Origin of the sequence: Neobacillus niacini (assembly GCF_023715415.1) — a bacterium.
In the GTDB taxonomy this organism is placed as follows: Bacteria; Bacillota; Bacilli; order Bacillales; family Cytobacillaceae; genus Neobacillus; species Neobacillus niacini_C.
This window is the reverse complement of the sequence record NZ_JAMBOB010000006.1, coordinates 396,590-412,982: the sequence shown is the minus strand read 5'-3', so window position 1 is coordinate 412,982 and position 16,393 is coordinate 396,590. Positions and strand designations below refer to the sequence as shown.

15 protein-coding genes and 1 other annotated feature are annotated in these 16,393 nt (G+C 40.4%); of the genes, 8 read left to right on the top strand and 7 right to left on the bottom strand.

The features are described 5' to 3' along the window. Positions 1 to 36 precede the first annotated feature (36 nt). Both M3189_RS16815 and M3189_RS16810 read left to right on the top strand, forming a co-directional pair. Complete coding sequence (locus M3189_RS16815; RefSeq protein ID WP_251635490.1) at positions 37 to 1,158, top strand: tripeptidase T; 1,122 nt, start codon at positions 37 to 39, stop codon at positions 1,156 to 1,158. Between the two features lie 79 nt (positions 1,159 to 1,237). Beyond that, positions 1,238 to 2,515: a DNA polymerase IV gene (locus M3189_RS16810; RefSeq protein ID WP_251635607.1), complete on the top strand. Its 1,278-nt coding sequence runs from the start codon at positions 1,238 to 1,240 to the stop codon at positions 2,513 to 2,515. A gap of 43 nt (positions 2,516 to 2,558) precedes the next feature. On the opposite strand, the gene zwf is transcribed toward M3189_RS16810, so the two are convergent. Continuing rightward, the gene (gene zwf / locus M3189_RS16805; protein WP_251635605.1) at positions 2,559 to 4,028 is read right to left on the bottom strand and encodes a glucose-6-phosphate dehydrogenase; all 1,470 of its coding nucleotides are present in this window, start codon (positions 4,026 to 4,028) and stop codon (positions 2,559 to 2,561) included. Between the two features lie 198 nt (positions 4,029 to 4,226). Between zwf and rnz the strand changes: the two genes are divergently transcribed. After that, the gene (rnz, locus tag M3189_RS16800) at positions 4,227 to 5,150 is read left to right on the top strand and encodes a ribonuclease Z (protein WP_251635489.1); all 924 of its coding nucleotides are present in this window, start codon (positions 4,227 to 4,229) and stop codon (positions 5,148 to 5,150) included. Between the two features lie 89 nt (positions 5,151 to 5,239). On the opposite strand, the gene namA is transcribed toward rnz, so the two are convergent. From namA to proC, 3 genes are all read right to left on the bottom strand, one after another. Beyond that, positions 5,240 to 6,262, bottom strand: a complete 1,023-nt coding sequence (gene namA / locus M3189_RS16795) for an NADPH dehydrogenase NamA (RefSeq protein WP_251635487.1) — start codon at positions 6,260 to 6,262, stop codon at positions 5,240 to 5,242. Between the two features lie 195 nt (positions 6,263 to 6,457). Further along, entirely contained in the window at positions 6,458 to 7,597 is a 1,140-nt protein-coding gene (locus M3189_RS16790; protein WP_251635484.1) for a glycosyltransferase, read from the bottom strand. A gap of 51 nt (positions 7,598 to 7,648) precedes the next feature. Further along, entirely contained in the window at positions 7,649 to 8,494 is an 846-nt protein-coding gene (proC, locus tag M3189_RS16785; protein WP_251635482.1) for a pyrroline-5-carboxylate reductase, read from the bottom strand. A 50-nt stretch (positions 8,495 to 8,544) separates the two neighbouring features. Beyond that, positions 8,545 to 8,766 (bottom strand) — a binding site (T-box leader). Positions 8,767 to 8,962: 196 nt separating this feature from the next. Here proC and M3189_RS16780 point away from each other — a divergent pair. Beyond that, on the top strand, positions 8,963 to 9,922 hold the full coding sequence (locus M3189_RS16780; protein ID WP_251635480.1) for an MBL fold metallo-hydrolase: 960 nt from the start codon (positions 8,963 to 8,965) through the stop codon (positions 9,920 to 9,922). Between the two features lie 9 nt (positions 9,923 to 9,931). Continuing rightward, a complete protein-coding gene (locus tag M3189_RS16775) occupies positions 9,932 to 10,729 on the top strand; it encodes an SDR family NAD(P)-dependent oxidoreductase (RefSeq protein ID WP_251635478.1) in 798 nt (265 codons plus the stop codon). Between the two features lie 41 nt (positions 10,730 to 10,770). Here M3189_RS16775 and M3189_RS16770 read toward each other — a convergent pair whose 3' ends face one another. Then, positions 10,771 to 10,965: a YqzH family protein gene (locus M3189_RS16770; RefSeq protein ID WP_285889699.1), complete on the bottom strand. Its 195-nt coding sequence runs from the start codon at positions 10,963 to 10,965 to the stop codon at positions 10,771 to 10,773. Between the two features lie 164 nt (positions 10,966 to 11,129). On the opposite strand from M3189_RS16770, the gene M3189_RS16765 reads away from it, so the two are divergent. Continuing rightward, positions 11,130 to 12,389: a DinB/UmuC family translesion DNA polymerase gene (locus tag M3189_RS16765; protein ID WP_251635475.1), complete on the top strand. Its 1,260-nt coding sequence runs from the start codon at positions 11,130 to 11,132 to the stop codon at positions 12,387 to 12,389. Between the two features lie 24 nt (positions 12,390 to 12,413). Then, positions 12,414 to 12,749: a YolD-like family protein gene (locus M3189_RS16760; RefSeq protein WP_251635473.1), complete on the top strand. Its 336-nt coding sequence runs from the start codon at positions 12,414 to 12,416 to the stop codon at positions 12,747 to 12,749. Positions 12,750 to 12,801: 52 nt separating this feature from the next. Here M3189_RS16760 and M3189_RS16755 read toward each other — a convergent pair whose 3' ends face one another. After that, positions 12,802 to 13,926: a cupin domain-containing protein gene (locus M3189_RS16755; RefSeq protein WP_251635471.1), complete on the bottom strand. Its 1,125-nt coding sequence runs from the start codon at positions 13,924 to 13,926 to the stop codon at positions 12,802 to 12,804. Positions 13,927 to 14,005: 79 nt separating this feature from the next. Then, positions 14,006 to 14,956: a fumarylacetoacetate hydrolase family protein gene (locus M3189_RS16750; protein WP_251635469.1), complete on the bottom strand. Its 951-nt coding sequence runs from the start codon at positions 14,954 to 14,956 to the stop codon at positions 14,006 to 14,008. A gap of 216 nt (positions 14,957 to 15,172) precedes the next feature. Between M3189_RS16750 and M3189_RS16745 the strand changes: the two genes are divergently transcribed. Next, positions 15,173 to 16,366 (top strand): FAD-dependent monooxygenase, encoded by a 1,194-nt coding sequence (locus M3189_RS16745; protein WP_251635468.1) that lies wholly within the window; start codon positions 15,173 to 15,175, stop codon positions 16,364 to 16,366. Positions 16,367 to 16,393: the final 27 nt, after the last annotated feature.

Sequence of the window (16,393 nt, the reverse complement as noted above, 5' to 3'; positions counted from 1 at the left end):
TCTAGAAGTGAGTACATAAAACGGAGGGTTTTTTAGATGATTAATCAAGAACGTCTTTTGAATGAATTTTTAGAGCTTGTCCAAATTGATTCAGAAACAAAATTCGAAACAGAAATTGCGAAAGTGCTTAAACAAAAGTTTAGCGATTTAGGACTTGATGTGTTTGAAGACGATACAACGGCCGTAACAGGTCACGGAGCGGGGAACTTGGTTTGTACCCTTGCCGCGACTAAAGACGGCGTAGACCCTATTTATTTCACTTCTCACATGGATACAGTCGTTCCGGCACGAGGAGTTAAGCCATCCATTAAAGACGGCTATGTGGTTACGGATGGAACAACGATTTTAGGGGCAGATGATAAAACTGGCCTTTCCGTTATGCTTGAAACCATTCGAGTCTTAAAGGAACAAAATATTCCTCATGGACAAATCCAATTTGTCATTACTGTTGGTGAAGAATCTGGACTTGTAGGTGCGAAAGCGCTAGATTCCTCTCTTTTAAAGGCAAAATATGGCTATGCATTAGACAGTGATGGTTTAGTAGGAAATATCGTGGTTGCAGCTCCGACTCAAGCTAAAATAAAAGCAGTTATTTACGGAAAAACTGCACATGCGGGTGTTGCTCCAGAAAAAGGAGTTTCTGCGATTACGATTGCTGCGAAATCGATTTCAAGAATGCCATTAGGCAGAATTGACTCTGAAACCACAGCAAACATCGGTCGATTTGAAGGGGGCACACAAACGAATATCGTTTGTGACCGTGTGGACATTCTAGCAGAAGCCCGTTCACTCATTGCTGAAAAAATGGAAGCACAAGCTGCAAAAATGAAAGAAGCTTTTGAAACCGTAGCTGCTGAAATGGGTGGAAGAGCAGAAGTTAACGTTGAGGTTATGTATCCAGGATTTAAATTTGGTGCAGGCGACCAAGTAGTTGAAATCGCTCGGAAAGCGGCAGCGAAAATTGGCCGCAGCTGTGAATTACAGCATAGTGGCGGCGGAAGCGATGCCAACGTCATTGCGGGATTTAACATTCCAACAGTTAATCTTGCAGTAGGTTATGAAGATATTCATACCACGAATGAACGTATGCCGATTGAAGAATTATACAAGCTGGCAGAAATGACGATTGCGATTATCGAAGAAGTTTCTAATCAATAATCATATTACGAGGAGAGCCTACTGGTTCTCCTTTTGCTATACTGGAGCTAGCAAAGTTTAGGGAGAAGTGTCTGCCGTGATGAAGGAAATGTATCCGAAAAAGGGTAGAGTCATACTACATGTTGATATGAATAGTTTTTATGCATCGGTGGAGATGGCCTATGACCCTGAACTAAAGGGTAAGCCCGTTGCGATTGCCGGAAATGTAGAGGAACGCCGGGGAATCATTATTACCTGCAGCTATGAAGCTAGAAAATTTGGGGTCAAGACGACCATGCCACTATGGGAAGCAAAGAAGCTCTGTCCTCAGTTAATTATAAGAAAGCCTAATTTTGACCGTTACCGGACGGCGTCTATCGCCATGTTTGAGATTCTTAGGAATTATACCGATCTGGTCGAACCCGTTTCCATTGATGAGGGGTATCTAGATATAACGGATTCCTTTGATCTCGGCAGCCCAATTGAAATCGCCAAAAATATTCAAAAAAGAGTTCTTGAACAGCTGGATTTACCCTGCAGCATTGGAATTGCCCCTAATAAATTTTTGGCAAAGACAGCTTCTGATATGAAAAAACCAATGGGCATAACCATTCTTCGCAAGCGTGATATCCCTTCTGTTTTGTGGCCGTTAAATACAGGCGAGATGCATGGTGTTGGTAAAAAGACTGCCGAAAAGTTAACGACCATTGGCATTCATACCATAGGGGAGTTAGCTGCTGGCAATGAAATACAGTTGAAATCACTGCTTGGCATTAATGGTATCCGCATAAAGGAAAGGGCAAATGGCATCGATAATAGAGCAGTAGATCCTGAAGCGGTTTCTGATTTCAAAAGTATGGGGAACTCAACGACGCTGCCTAAAGATACGAGTAACCAACAAGAGTTATTTCGTGTATTGGAATTGTTGGCTGAAACCGTTTCCGTAAGATTAAAACGTAAAAATGTATTTGCAACGACCATCGGGATTACTATTCGTTTCAAAGATAGAAAAACAATCACTCGAAGTAAAAAACTTTCCAATCCCATTCATCAAAAAGAAGAGATTGCATCGATTGCAAAGCAGCTTTTCCTCAAGCATTGGAATGGAAATGCTGTCCGGTTATTAGGGATAACAAGTTACGATTTAGTCGAACAAGACCTTGCCTTCAAACAACTCGATTTATTTTCATTTGAAAAGGACGCAAAAAAAGAGCCGTTACTTAAAACACTTTCCACGTTACGTGATAAATATGGGAAAAATATCATTGAAAATGCCGGAGCACGAAAAATCAACAATGCACATAATGTTGGAACTGGAACAAGCTTTAATAAAGATTTTCTTCGTTCTTTCCCTCAAAAAAGGAAGGAAGAAGAGTAAAAGCTCCGCCATTGTATTTTTAAACAATGCGGAGCTTTTTGTATTACTTGCAAATATCTACATCTAAATCTGTTACTGGCCACCAGAAAAATCCGTCTTTTTCTAACAACTCGTCAGCAGCTTTCGGCCCCATCGAACCAGATTCATAATTTGGATAGTCTTCTGCTTTCGTTTTTTCCCATACTTCAGAAATATTATCGACAAAGGCCCAAGAGTAGGCGACTTCATCCCAGTGTGTAAAGTTGGTTGCATCACCGCGCATGCAATCATAAAGGAGTTTTTCATACCCTTCAGGAGTGTTCATTGCATGAATGCCTGTATTAGCAAAACTTAGTTTGACCTCCTGGGCATCTAGATGTCCACCCGCTTTTTTAGCGTTGAGATGCAGGGTAATTCCTTCCTCAGGCTGGATATGAATGACTAGCAGATTCGGGTTCAAAAGTTTCTCTGGCTGATAATAGAGGTTCATCGGAATGTCTTTAAATTGAACAACGATCTTGGTTGATTTGGTTGTCATTCTTTTTCCAGTTCGGATGTAAAAAGGTACACCTGCCCATCGGAAATTATCAATCATAATCTTCCCGGCCACGAAGGTTTCAGTGTTGGACTCCTTGTCCACCATTGTTTCTGCACGGTATTCAGGAACCTGCTGATCTTCGACCAAACCTGCCCCATATTGTCCGCGAACAAAATATTTATTAATTTTTTCCTCTTTGATCATTCTTAATGAACGGAACACTCGTACCTTCTCAGAACGAACCTCATCTGTTGTCAATTTAATCGGGGGTTCCATAGCAAGCAGTGCCACCATCTGCATAATATGGTTTTGAACCATATCTCTGAGTGCTCCACTTGTCTCATAATAACGGCCTCGTTCTTCTACACCTAGGACCTCGCTTGAGGTAATTTGAATATTAGAGATATAACGGTTATTCCATAAAGGCTCAAAAATGGCATTGGCAAAACGAATCACTTCAATATTTCTTACCATTTCTTTTCCTAAATAGTGATCAATTCGGTATACTTCACTTTCTGAAAAAGCATTACGAATCTGTTTGTTTAACAATTTTGCTGATTCTAAATCATGCCCAAACGGTTTCTCAATGACAAGTCTTTTGTAGCCTTTTACATCGGTCAATCCATCCGATTTTAAATGTAAGGCGATTGGACCAAAAAATTCAGGCGCCATCGCAAGATAGAAAATCCGATTTCCTTCTAACTCGTATTTCTCATCAATTTGCTCTGCTAAACTATTTAGAGCTAAATAGGAGCTTGAATCTGATACATCATGTGACTGATAATAAAAATGAGACGCAAACTCATCGATATTATCCTTTTTTCCTAGAGCGGTTAAAACAGAATCCTTCACAGAATTTTGAAAATCTTCAGTAGACAATGGTCTCCTGGCCACGCCAATGACCGCAAATTTATCTAGCTTTCCTTTTTGAAACAAGCGGTAAAGGGAGGGAAAGAGCTTTCGAATAGCTAAATCTCCTGTTGCACCAAATATCATGATTAATGAAGTCATATTTCTAGATTGTTCCACTGTAATTACCTCTCCTTATATGTATTCAACTTAGATTTAGCAAAAAACCTCTGAAGCATGTATTAAAATCTAAATCCCTTTTAAAGAGAATAACACGGAGATAGGGCATTTGTGCAAGTGATATGCTATAGTATTTATAACTTTATTCGACAAGGAGCGGTAATATTGGACATATTTTTTTTAGGAACGGGTGCCGGTATACCGGCCAAGCTTCGAAATGTTACTTCTATTGCCTTAAAATTACTCGAAGAACGAGGATCGATTTGGCTGTTCGATGCGGGTGAAGCGACACAGCATCAAATCTTACATACATCGATAAAACCACGCAGAATAGAAAAAATCTTTATTACCCACCTTCATGGCGACCATATCTATGGTCTTCCTGGGTTGTTAGCGAGCCGGTCTTTTCAAGGCGGAGAATCAGAAGTGATTGTTTATGGACCAAAAGGACTGAAAGAATATATAACGACAAGCCTTTCAGTCAGCCAAACTTATTTAAAATACCCACTAAAGATTGTAGAAATAGATGAAGGGGTTATTTTTGAAGATGACCAGTTTATCGTGGATGCACGACTTTTAGATCATGGCATTCCTTCATACGGGTATCGGATTGTTGAGAAGGACAGGCCAGGAACACTTTTAGCGGATAAGCTTGTCGAGGCCGGAGTACAGCCCGGACCTGTTTTTAGGAAAATTAAAGAAGGAGAAACGGTTATGCTTGATGATGGAACAGTCATCGTCCCTTCTGATTTTCTAGGTCCGGATCAAAAGGGACGTATTGTTACCATTCTTGGCGATACAAGATTCTGCGAAAGTGCTATTGGATTAGCAAGGGATGCGGATTTATTAATTCATGAAGCAACCTTTTCAAAAGGGGAAGAAAAACTTGCCTTCGATTATTTCCACTCAACTACTCATCAGGCTGCGGAAGTGGCAAAACTCGCTGGCAGTAAACAGCTGTGTTTGACACATATCAGTTCACGTTACGACCGGCAAGCCTGGCAAGAACTAGTTGTGGAAGCCCAAGAGATTTTTGCAAATACAGACATTGCCGAAGACTTTAAAGAGATAAACATTCCAAATCAATAAAAATCATCAGCTTTACATCAATATATCATCAAAGGTTATAATTCCAGCAAAAAAAGACGGCGATTTCAAATCGCCGTCTTTTTTACTTGCTATTCCCATCCACGCTCATATTGTATAGGTCCTTCTATAGTTACACCGAGCTCCTTAGCTGCTGTTCTTGGCCAGTACGGATCACGTAATAATTCTCGAGCCAAAAATACTAAATCAGCACGCTCATTTTGAAGAATTTCCTCTGCTTGAATACCTGTTGTAATTAAGCCCACCGCTCCTGTAGAAATCTCGGCACCATTTCTAATGGTTTCTGAGAATGGAACTTGGTACCCAGGATAGATATTAAACGGTGGTGCAGGTACAATTCCCCCTGAACTGACATCAATTAAATCTACGCCTTGTTCCTTCATCCATTGACTGAAAAATACGTAATCTAGCGGTGTTAATCCCTCTTCATGATATTCATGAGCAGAAACACGCACAAACAGCACACCGTTCCAGACGGTCTTGATCGCATCAATAATTTCACGAAGGAATCGATAACGATTTTCTGCAGATCCGCCGTATTCATCGGTTCTTTTGTTTGATAGCGGGGAGAGGAACTCATTAATCAAATAGCCGTGCGCACCATGTATTTCAATAACATCGAAACCAGCTTTAGCTGCCCGTTCAGCAGCCTTTTTAAATGCTACGATGGTTTCAGCTATATCTTCTTTGGTCATTTCTTTAGGAGTTTTCATCTTTTCATTAAAAGCTAAGGCAGAAGGGGCGAGGATTTCACCTTCTAGGTTTGCCTTTCTACCCGCATGAGCAAGCTGGATTCCCGTTTTAGCTCCATGTTCCTTCATCAAGCCGATGAGTTCTGTAAAGCCTGTTATGTGGTCGTCACTCCAAATTCCTAAATCCCTAGGTGAAATCCTGCCCTGTGGGGTGACCGCAGTGGCTTCAACGATTATTAATCCAACTTGACCAACAGCTCGGCTTGTATAGTGCGTGCGGTGCCAGTTCTGAATATGGCCATCTTCGTTATGACTTGAATACATACACATCGGCGCCATAACAATTCGATTTTTAAAAGTAACATCTTTAATTGTATAAGGGGAATATAATTTTGCTGACATTATGAACCTCCTATTGAAAGTAATTTTATATGTATAGACTTTATTTAGAGTGACCGAGACCTGTTCTAAAAAAGAGCTTTGGGCCACTCTGGATGCCCTAGAGTGACCCAAAACATATCTTCGGAAACTTTCGGTCACTATACTAAAGTCAATTCTAGTATATCAAACGAATTCTCATTTATTAATAATTGTGCTTTACTCCTTCTCCCTTAACTCACTTAATTTATATATAGTACCTCTCCACATGATACCGCCGCGTTTATAGGTGAGCCAGCTGGCACGGATGATTGAATAGATAAAGAGTAAAGCAGTCACTGGCAGGACAAGAAACATAACAGGTGAAAATACCGTCATTTTTTTGATCACCAGCACATAATGAATCCCACTTAATACAATATTTCCTAAACTTAATAAGGCGACGATTTTATCGGAAGAAAATAGCGTGATAAATGGAAGAACATTGGTAATAAAGACTCCGAATATCGCAAATAGCACCATGCTTATCCGGTAATGTAATCCGGCAAATGTATTTTTTTCGAGTCCAATAAAAGCTTCCCGCAAACTACCGTACCATTCTACTTCAATCAGCTTAAGTGCGGTGACAATCCTTTGACGGTATCCAGCCTGCTTCATCCTCATACCAAGCTGTAAATCATCATCTGGACGCATTTTCACTCTCTCATGTGTACCAAAGCTTTCATAAGCTTTCTTCGAAATTAGGTTAAAAGCACCAATTCCAGTTCCAATTTTGGACTTTGGATTATTTGCAGCCCAAGGTCGTTTAAAATAGGAAAATCCAAATAGGAAAAAGGCGACAAATGATTTTAGCCAAAACTTCTTCGCACTTAAGTTGGGTGCAGCCGTTAAATGATCCAGCCCATGCCGTTCAAAATAATGCAATGCCTTTGCAAATGCCTCTTTTTCAAATTTCACGTCTGCATCAGTAAACAATAGCCATTTTCCGGAGGCCTGAAGGAACCCTCTATATAGGGCATTGTTTTTTCCAAGCCAGCCCTCCGGCAATTCTTCTATATGAATAACCGTAATCCGCGGATCTTCCTGCTGCAGCTCATCCATTAAAAGTCCTGTGGAATCTGTTGACCGATCATCGACGAGTATCCACTCAACGTTTTTGTAAGTTTGCTCTAATTGACTGAGGATACTAGATTTTATTTGCCCGGCTTCATTGCGGGCCGCAACAATCACCGACAATAAAGGTCCATTCTCCAAGCTTTTTTCTGCTTCTAACGCCTCTATTTTACGTAAACCTATTAATCCGTCGATGAGAAAAATTGTCCAGACCAGGATACCCATTGAAAATAATATTGTTAGCATCTTGCAACACTTCCTAGCCTTTTTACCCTAGTTTAAATCAATGGAGATAAATTAGGAAGTTGGTTCGGTAACTTCTAGCTGTTCACGTAATGCAGCGCCCATTTTTTTTGATTGCGCCGTTGCAGCCTTAATACAAGAAATAAACGCTTGCTGAACTTGATGTTCTTCAAGCACCTTAACCCCGGCCTCTGTGGTACCGCCTGGACTTGTTACATCCCTTCGTAACTGCTCTGATGATTTTGTCGAATTTTTCACCATCTCTGCCGCTCCAATTAGCGTTTGTACGATTAATTCACTCGCCATTTCCTTATCGAGTCCAACCTCTACGGCACTTTTTTCCATCGCTTCAATCAGGTAATAAATATAAGCAGGACCGCTGCCAGAAAGTCCTGTTACAGCGTCTAGCTGTTCTTCTTCAACAAAAGTAGTTAAGCCGACCGTTCCAAAAAGATTTTTCATTAATTCAATTTGATGAGGGGTAACCCGTTCATTTACAGCAACTGCAGTAGCTGATTTACCAACGGCTGCGGATGTATTTGGCATTGCTCGAACGATGGCAATTGGTAATCTTGCCAATGTTTCAATCGTACTCATTGAGACTCCAGCTAAAACTGAAACCACCAGCATTTGTTCAGTCAGATATTCACGTATAGATTGAATGGCCGTTGCGGCATCCTTAGGCTTCATCGATAATATCACGATGTCAGCTCCTGCAAACAATTCGTTTAAATCGTAGGTCGTACATATCCCATACGTATCACCTAGTTTCTTTAGCTTCTGCGCATTCGAATTGTTCGTAACCCAGACATTCTTTCTATCAATCAAGCTATTTTCAAGAATGCCTGAAATAAATGCCTCGGCCATCGATCCGGCACCGATAATTGCTAACTTTTTCATAGATATTGCCTCCTCAAAATTCTGTATTAAAACAAAAAGACCCTTCATCCAAAAAGGACGAAAGGTCTAGCTTCCGTGGTACCACCTTCATTTACCCCCTCTAAAAACGTGATAAGGGTTCACTCAACTCCGATAACGTCGGATTTACGTTAGGTTTTCCTAAGTGCTCATAAGGTAGGTTCAATGATAAAGAGGGCTGTGAAGTCTTTCAGCCGGTGAACTTCACTCTCTGTTGCCATTTTTCATTTACTAGTCTTAGTCATCGCAATTTATGAATCAAATTTTACTAGTGATTATGCAAGATAACATCCAGTCTGTCAAGAAATAAATTTCTGAATTTTTTATTTATTTTAAATTTAGTATGTAAAAATAATGACATTTACTAGGAAAATCGCTACACTTTACATTATATATAATTGTTAAAAAATGTTCACATTCTATTTGAAAATAACGATAGGAGTTTTTTGAATGGCAGAATGGAAGGATGGAATTGCGAAATTGACTATGCCGACTCCCTTCAAGGTCGGGGATGTTAATGCTTATTTAATAAAAGGAGATTGTCTGACACTGGTTGATGCGGGCATTAAAACGAAGGCATCCTGGAATTCCTTCAAAGCACAGCTGGCAGATTTACATGTAAATACGGATGACATTGAACAGGTAATTATTACCCATCATCATGCAGATCACGTTGGGATGCTTGATTTTTTATCGGATAAGGCAGAGGTTTACGGTCATCCGTTGAATGAACGATGGATTAAACCAACGGAGGACTTTTTTCAAGAACAAGAGGATTTCTTTCGTGGGCTATTTCTTGAATTTGGGTTACCACAAGAATATCTTCCATCCCTTTCATCGTTAAGACAGGCATTCAAGTATTCTTGTAACCGCTCATTGGCTGGTGAATTGGTTGAAGGAATGGTCCCGCCGGGGTTAACGGAATGGAGTGTCATTGAGACCCCTGGCCACGCCCAGAGTCAAATTGCACTATTTCGGGAAGGTGATGGGATTCTTATTGGTGGTGATTTGATTCTATCGCATATTTCACCCAATCCTATCTTAGAGGCACCAGCACCAGGCGAAAAAGAAAGACCAAGGCCGCAGCTGCAGCATAATGATTCGATGAAAAAGCTGTTGAGTTATCCGATTCAGTGCGTCTACACAGGACATGGGGAGGAAGTCTTCCAATTAAGGGAACTAATTGAAAAAAGACTATTCCATCAACATGAACGGGCAATGAAGGTCAATAATTGGCTAAAAGAAAAGCAGCAAACCGTATTTGAACTTTGCAAATCTCTTTTTCCGACTGCTTACAAGCGTGAATTGATGTTGACCTTATCGGAAACAGTGGGACAACTTGACTATTTAGCCTCTATCGGCGAGATTAGTAGTAAGGATCATCAACCTGTCCTGTATCAAGCTAGATGAGGTGTGAGTATGGCTAGAGAACAACTTAAGGGTAAAAATATTGTTATTACCGGTGCATCCGGGGGGATAGGTGCTGAAATTGCTAAGCTTTGTGGAGCAAGTGGTGCCAACCTTATCTTACTTGCAAGAAGCATAGAAAAGTTAAAGCAGCTGCAAACGGAATTGCAGCAAAAGCACCAAGTAAGGGTGGATATCTATCAGGTAGATGTTTCTGATACCGACAAAGTGAGGGAAGTTTTCAGCGAAATTATTGCGAAAATTGATTATATTGATATTCTGGTGAACAATGCAGGTTTCGGTGTTTTCCGTGAGGCTCATGAAGCTACGATGGATGAAATTAAAGGGATGTTTGAAGTCAATGTTGTCGGGCTTATGGCCTGTACAAGTATGGTGCTTCCAAAAATGCGCGAACGCCGTTTCGGCCATATTATTAATATTGCCTCTCAAGCGGGGAAAATCGCTACGCCAAAATCAAGTGTTTATTCGGCTACTAAGCATGCCGTTCTTGGCTATACCAATTCGCTTAGAATGGAGCTTAGTGATTACAATGTTCTGGTCACATCAGTGAATCCAGGACCGATTGCAACAAACTTTTTTAACATTGCCGATGAAAAAGGTACGTATGTTAAAAATGTTCAAAAGTTTATGCTGCAGCCTGAATATGTTGCAGGGAAAGTTGTTGACAGCATGTTAACGAAAACAAGAGAAATCAATCTGCCGCGCTGGATGAACATGGGCAGCGTTGTTTATGTTCTCTTCCCAAGACTTTTCGAAAAAATTGGTAAAAAGGCGTTTAACAAAAAGTAAAACCGCAACAGCGGTTTTTTTTGTTTTTTTGCGTAAATTGTTCACCCTGTTAAAAATTCGTACACTGTATCATTCACAGCTTCGTATAAATCGACAGCAGGCTGTTCAACCTTTATTTGAATGATTCGATCTACAAGCTCCTCTAAATCTTCACTGTTCATCGGCAGTGATTCCACTTCGGAATAATATTGTTTAAAGCAATTTTTTATCATCTTGATTATAAATTTTTTCTCCATTTACGTGCACCTCACACACCATTATACCGTTTTTACCTGCAGAAAAATAACCATATCCAAGAAACATGTCAAAAAATTCCCATTGAATACGAACGTATATTCGTTTAAGATGTGTATATAATATAAGGAACGAATGTTCGATATTTAAGTATGGAGGAAAAGTCATGGTTGATTACAGCACGTTACCGCACAATCAAATTTTATGTGTAGACATGAAGAGCTTTTATGCAAGCTGTTCCGCTGTCATGCTTGGCCTTAATCCCTTGACTTGCTATTTAGCTGTGGCCGGTAACAAAGAGCGGAATGGAAGTGTTGTACTTGCTGCTTCCCCTCGTATGAAGAAAGAATTTGGAATTAAAACAGGTTCTAGGTTATTTGAGATTCCCGATGATCCGCGAATTCAAATAGTCGAACCGAAAATGGCAACTTATTTACGTATTTCTACTGAAATTACCCGTTTATTTAATCGTTATGTACCAAAGGAAGCCATCCATACGTATAGCGTTGATGAAAGTTTTATCAAAGTGGATGGTGTACTGCATTTGTGGGGGGACGCCTTTACGGTTGCAGCCAAAATAAAGGATGATATTGAACGTGAATTCCAACTTCCCTGTGCGGTTGGAATTGGTCCTAATATGTTACTGTCGAAGCTTTGCCTTGATCTTGAAGCAAAGAAGCATGGAATTGCCGAATGGAAGTATGAGGATGTCCAGAACAAGCTTTGGAAGGTTTCGCCGCTAAGAGAAATGTGGGGAATCGGCAGGCGTGTTGAAAAAACATTAAATGGGATGGGCATTTTCACGGTGGGACAGCTGGCCCGATATGATTTAGAAGCACTCGAAAAGAAGTTCGGAATCATGGGCAATCAGCTTTATCATCATGCCTGGGGAGTAGACCTTTCAGACTTGGGATCCCCTCTAATCGAGGGGCAAATCAGCTTTGGAAAAAGTCAAATTCTTTTAAGAGATTATAAAGAGGAAGAAGAAATAAAGCATGTGATTTTAGAAATGTGTGAAGAAGTAGCCCGAAGAGCAAGATCTCGCCGCAAAGCCGGGAGGACGGTCAGCCTGAGCATTGGCTATAGTCAAGACGAACTCGGCGGCGGCTTTCATCGCTCAAGAACAATCAAGCAGCCGACAAATGTAACAATGGATCTCTACCGTGTCTGTCTCGAATTATTCCACGAACATTACACAGGAAAGACAGTAAGGCAAATTGCCATTAGTATCGGAAATATCGTGGATGACCGCGAGTTTCAACTTGATCTTTTTGACATGGGTGCATATAAGCGGCGGGAGCTTGGCTATGTGGTGGATTCTGTCCGCAGACGATTTGGCTCAGGTTCCCTGCTACGTGCAGTTTCTTATACCGCTGCCGGAACGGCAAAGCACCGAGCTACACTTGTTGGAGGACATAAGAGATAGTAAGAAGTAAGGAGGAGAAATGTGATGATTCGCGACCGCGGAAGAATCAAATGGGTGTCAATGATGCTTCCTGAACATATTAAATTGCTTAGGGATTGGGTAAAGGAAGATCAGTACGAAGAGCAGAAAGAAATGGATGAGCAGCAGCTCGAACTCATGAATGCTACCTTGTCTGAAGCAATCGAATTCGACCAATGCATAACCATTACTCATTATCGAAATAGAAATTATGAAATCGTCATTGGAAAAATTCATTATTGGGACGAAATAACAGGGAGGCTTCATATCGTCGATCACTTTGAAGAAGTACACCGCATTCCGATTAAAGCGATTGCAGATATCAGGATAATGGATGTGTAAACCTATCAAAAGAGCGGCTCCATATCGGATCCGCTCTTGTTTGGATAGTGTATTAACGGAAGTCTGCTTTAAATTCACCCGTAATTTTTTGATGGCCGCTATTTTCTTCAAATGATTGCTCTTGTTCTAGGTCGAATCGGTTCATAATTGGTAAATCGTTGACTGAGAATAGGTAAGAGTCTTCTGATGCAGAGTGTTCATACCAAGCCCAGTTCGGAACGACGAAGTAATCGCCTATTTTCCAATCGAAGCGCATTCCATTAATGACTGTATGACCTGAACCTTTGTGTACCTGGTAAACAGTTGAGTGTGTATGGCGTAATGCTTTTGTTTTGAAACCATGTGGTAAATGCTGCATTCTTGTGCCGAGCGTTGGGTTAGCGGATTTACCTGTAGATGGGTTAATATACTCTACAGCATATCCATGATGTGGATCTGGATCGAATTCCATCAACCCTTGAATTCCTTCTATCGTACGGTCCCATTTATAATTAGCAAGTGGTGCAACGGTGAATTTATCATCACCAACAGGACGAACCATACCGCCGCGATAACGTCTCTCTGAAAAATCATCTGGAATATCTGGCTGTTGTAAACCATCTTCATAAGGTTCAAAGAACGTACCGCCGATTGCGTAAATAGTAGGTATATCTAAGGCATCCATCCAATACATAGGCTCTGTACCTAGATGTGCGTGCCCATGCCATAAATTCTTTGGAGTAATTAAAAAGTCACCTTCCTCCATGAAAATACGCTCACCCTGTACGATTGTGTATGCACCCGAACCTTCAGAAATGAAGCGTAATGCACTTTGTGAGTGTCGGTGAGATGGCGCTTTTTCACCGGGCAATAACATTTGAACAGCTGCATAGATCGTTTGAGTAGTAGATCCCCATCCCCAAGGTTCACGATAAGTTAAGCCAGGATTTTGGAAATAGATAGCACGACGTTCACCGCCACGTTCTGGTGTGAAGATTTGAGCTGCTTCAGCCATTTTCTTTTTAATTAATTCATCGCTCCAAAGATAAGCTTGAGCTTGAGGCTTCGGGGTTTTATGCATAATGGTAGGAATTGCTTCCCAAAGAGGTCCTAAGTTGTATTGTTGAATATCTTTTGTGTAATCGGTTACAAGTGAGCTTTTCATAAACTCTTGAACTTCTGGATTTACTTCAGCCATTTCACATTCTCCTTTATAATTCTAATTTTATAGAGAAAAGGGGAAAAGCGTATACTGCTTGACCCCTTGCAAATCCTAATTAAACAGTCGCTAAGACCTCTGTTGCCTTTACTTTGTTTTCAAGCGCACCAATTTTGTCAATCTCAATTCGAACGACGTCCCCATCTTTTAAAAATTGCTGAGGATTCATCGCAACCCCAACACCCCCAGGAGTTCCTGTTAATACAACATCTCCTGGCTCAAGCGTCATTAGATTTGATAAGAAAGATACTAATTTTTGAACAGAGAATACTAGATTAGCAGTATTCGTTTTTTGACGCACTTCACCATTTACTTTTAGTACAACGTCTAAGCCGGATGGATTTTGTAATTCATCTGAAGTTACTAAATAGGGTCCCATTGGTGCACTGCCGTCTACTGTTTTTCCTTGTAACCACTGAAGAGTGCGTCGTTGAATGTCACGATAGGTAACGTCATTTGTAATGGTGTAGCCTGCTACATAATCTAATGCATCTTCTTCAGAAACATTGCGAGCTTGCTTGCCTACAACAAAGGTAAACTCTGCTTCATAGTCAAGCTGATCAGAAATAGGATAGTGTGGAATATCATCCTCTGGCCCTAAAATGGTGTTAGCAAATTTTGCGAAAATAACTGGGTGAGTTGGGAGCGCGCGGCCCATTTCTAAGATGTGCTCACGGTAGTTGTGTCCAACACAAATAATTTTGCCAGGACGCACGACAGGTGCTTCCACCTTAACTTCCTCGATAGTGTAAATCACTTTTTTATCAAAGCTTTCAGGATTAGCGAGTATGAAATCGATTGCATTTTGTGCGAGGTGCAGCGATTCTTTCCCACCTTGGTATAACTCATCTGTATTTTCTGGTACATATGCTTTTGCGATTGCCTCGTATCGGTATTTTCCATCTGCTTTTAACTGTGCTTGGTAAGCATAGTTTACGTCGATTACTTTGTTATCAACGATTGCCCCTGCACGTGTATGCCCAGCGACAGTATAATTAATAAGTTTCATGATTATCCTCCTTGTTTTTTCACTAATTATGAAATTAGTTCACTATTTATAAAAAATATTAGAAGAATTCAAAACAATTGTCAATATTATTTGTTTTCTGAAAAAAACAAATTTTGTTGTTGACGAAATAGTGAAAAATGATATAAAGTTTTCTTATCAGATAACAATGTTCTCTATTTGTGGAAGATGATAACTCGATTGAGGGGGAAATGTCAAATGACTAATGTAAGCGACATCATTATAGTAGGCGGAGGAATTGGCGGTTTAGCAGCAGCATTATCAATTCAAGAAACAGGTAAATCAGTAGCAGTTTTTGAGCAAGCACCTGAATTTGGTGAAGTAGGTGCAGGGATCCAGTTAGCACCAAATGCGTTAGAAGTTTTAGACCGTTTAGGTGTAAAGGAAGAAATCTTAAAGCATGCGGTAGTACCAAAACGTCTGGTATTAAAAGATGTATATACAGCAAAAGAATTAGCAACTCTTGATTTAGGGGAAGGTTTCCAAAAAGAATTCGGCCAGCCCTATATTGTATTGCATCGCTCTGACTTGCACAGAGTTCTTTATGAAGCATGTCAAAAAAGCAGTAATATCAAATTCTTTACAAACCAAATGATTCAAACGGCCGAACAAAATGGTGATACTGTAACAATTGTTAACCAAAATGGTGAAACGTTTAGTGCAGAAGCAGTTATTGGTGCGGATGGGGTAAAATCAAACATGCGTAAGCAGCTAGTTGATGATAACCCAGTAAACTCTGCATATGTAGCTTACCGTGGAACGATTCCAATCGAAGAAGTGGCTACTACTGCAAACTTAGACTTAGATGATGTTATCATGTGGATTGGACCAAACCTGCACATGGTGCAATACCCAGTTCGCCGCGGTGAGCTTTACAACCAAGTAGTAGTATTTAAATCATACGATGCTACTGTAGAAGACTGGGGAACTCCAGAAGAAATGGCACGTCGTTTTGAAAATTGTCATCCAAAAGTTGAAAACGCCTTAACTTACATTAACCGTCAATTCCGTTGGCAGATGTATGACCGTGAACCAATCGATAATTGGACAAATGGCAACATTACGCTATTAGGAGATTCAGGTCATGCCATGCTTCAATATTTAGCTCAAGGTGGCGTTCAAGCACTCGAAGATGCGTTTGTATTAGGTGAGAAATTAAGAGAACATAAATCCTACGAGGAAGCATTTAAAGCATACCAAGAAATTCGAATTCCACGTTCTGCAATGGTTCAAGGGTCAGCACGCAGGTGGGGTGAAATTATTCATGCAGAGGATCCAACTGCCCTTGCACTACGCAACTTTATTTTCGAAAACCACAAACCAAGTGATTACAATGTTGTTGATTTCCTATATGGCTATTTCAAGAAAAATTACCAACGTGTAGATTGCTAATTTAAAATGAAATTGAAGGGGGAAGTT

Excerpts from the sequence above, each read along its gene's own strand:
- M3189_RS16815 (WP_251635490.1), top strand. The coding sequence starts at position 37 with ATGATTAATCAAGAACGTCTTTTGAATGAATTTTTAGAGCTTGTCCAA.
- M3189_RS16810 (WP_251635607.1), top strand. The coding sequence starts at position 1,238 with ATGAAGGAAATGTATCCGAAAAAGGGTAGAGTCATACTACATGTTGAT.
- zwf (WP_251635605.1), bottom strand. The coding sequence starts at position 4,028 with ATGATATTTGGTGCAACAGGAGATTTAGCTATTCGAAAGCTCTTTCCC.
- namA (WP_251635487.1), bottom strand. The coding sequence starts at position 6,262 with ATGTCAGCAAAATTATATTCCCCTTATACAATTAAAGATGTTACTTTT.
- M3189_RS16790 (WP_251635484.1), bottom strand. The coding sequence starts at position 7,597 with ATGCTAACAATATTATTTTCAATGGGTATCCTGGTCTGGACAATTTTT.
- proC (WP_251635482.1), bottom strand. The coding sequence starts at position 8,494 with ATGAAAAAGTTAGCAATTATCGGTGCCGGATCGATGGCCGAGGCATTT.
- M3189_RS16780 (WP_251635480.1), top strand. The coding sequence starts at position 8,963 with ATGGCAGAATGGAAGGATGGAATTGCGAAATTGACTATGCCGACTCCC.
- M3189_RS16775 (WP_251635478.1), top strand. The coding sequence starts at position 9,932 with ATGGCTAGAGAACAACTTAAGGGTAAAAATATTGTTATTACCGGTGCA.
- M3189_RS16770 (WP_285889699.1), bottom strand. The coding sequence starts at position 10,965 with ATGGAGAAAAAATTTATAATCAAGATGATAAAAAATTGCTTTAAACAA.
- M3189_RS16765 (WP_251635475.1), top strand. The coding sequence starts at position 11,130 with ATGGTTGATTACAGCACGTTACCGCACAATCAAATTTTATGTGTAGAC.
- M3189_RS16760 (WP_251635473.1), top strand. The coding sequence starts at position 12,414 with ATGATTCGCGACCGCGGAAGAATCAAATGGGTGTCAATGATGCTTCCT.
- M3189_RS16755 (WP_251635471.1), bottom strand. The coding sequence starts at position 13,926 with ATGGCTGAAGTAAATCCAGAAGTTCAAGAGTTTATGAAAAGCTCACTT.
- M3189_RS16750 (WP_251635469.1), bottom strand. The coding sequence starts at position 14,956 with ATGAAACTTATTAATTATACTGTCGCTGGGCATACACGTGCAGGGGCA.
- M3189_RS16745 (WP_251635468.1), top strand. The coding sequence starts at position 15,173 with ATGACTAATGTAAGCGACATCATTATAGTAGGCGGAGGAATTGGCGGT.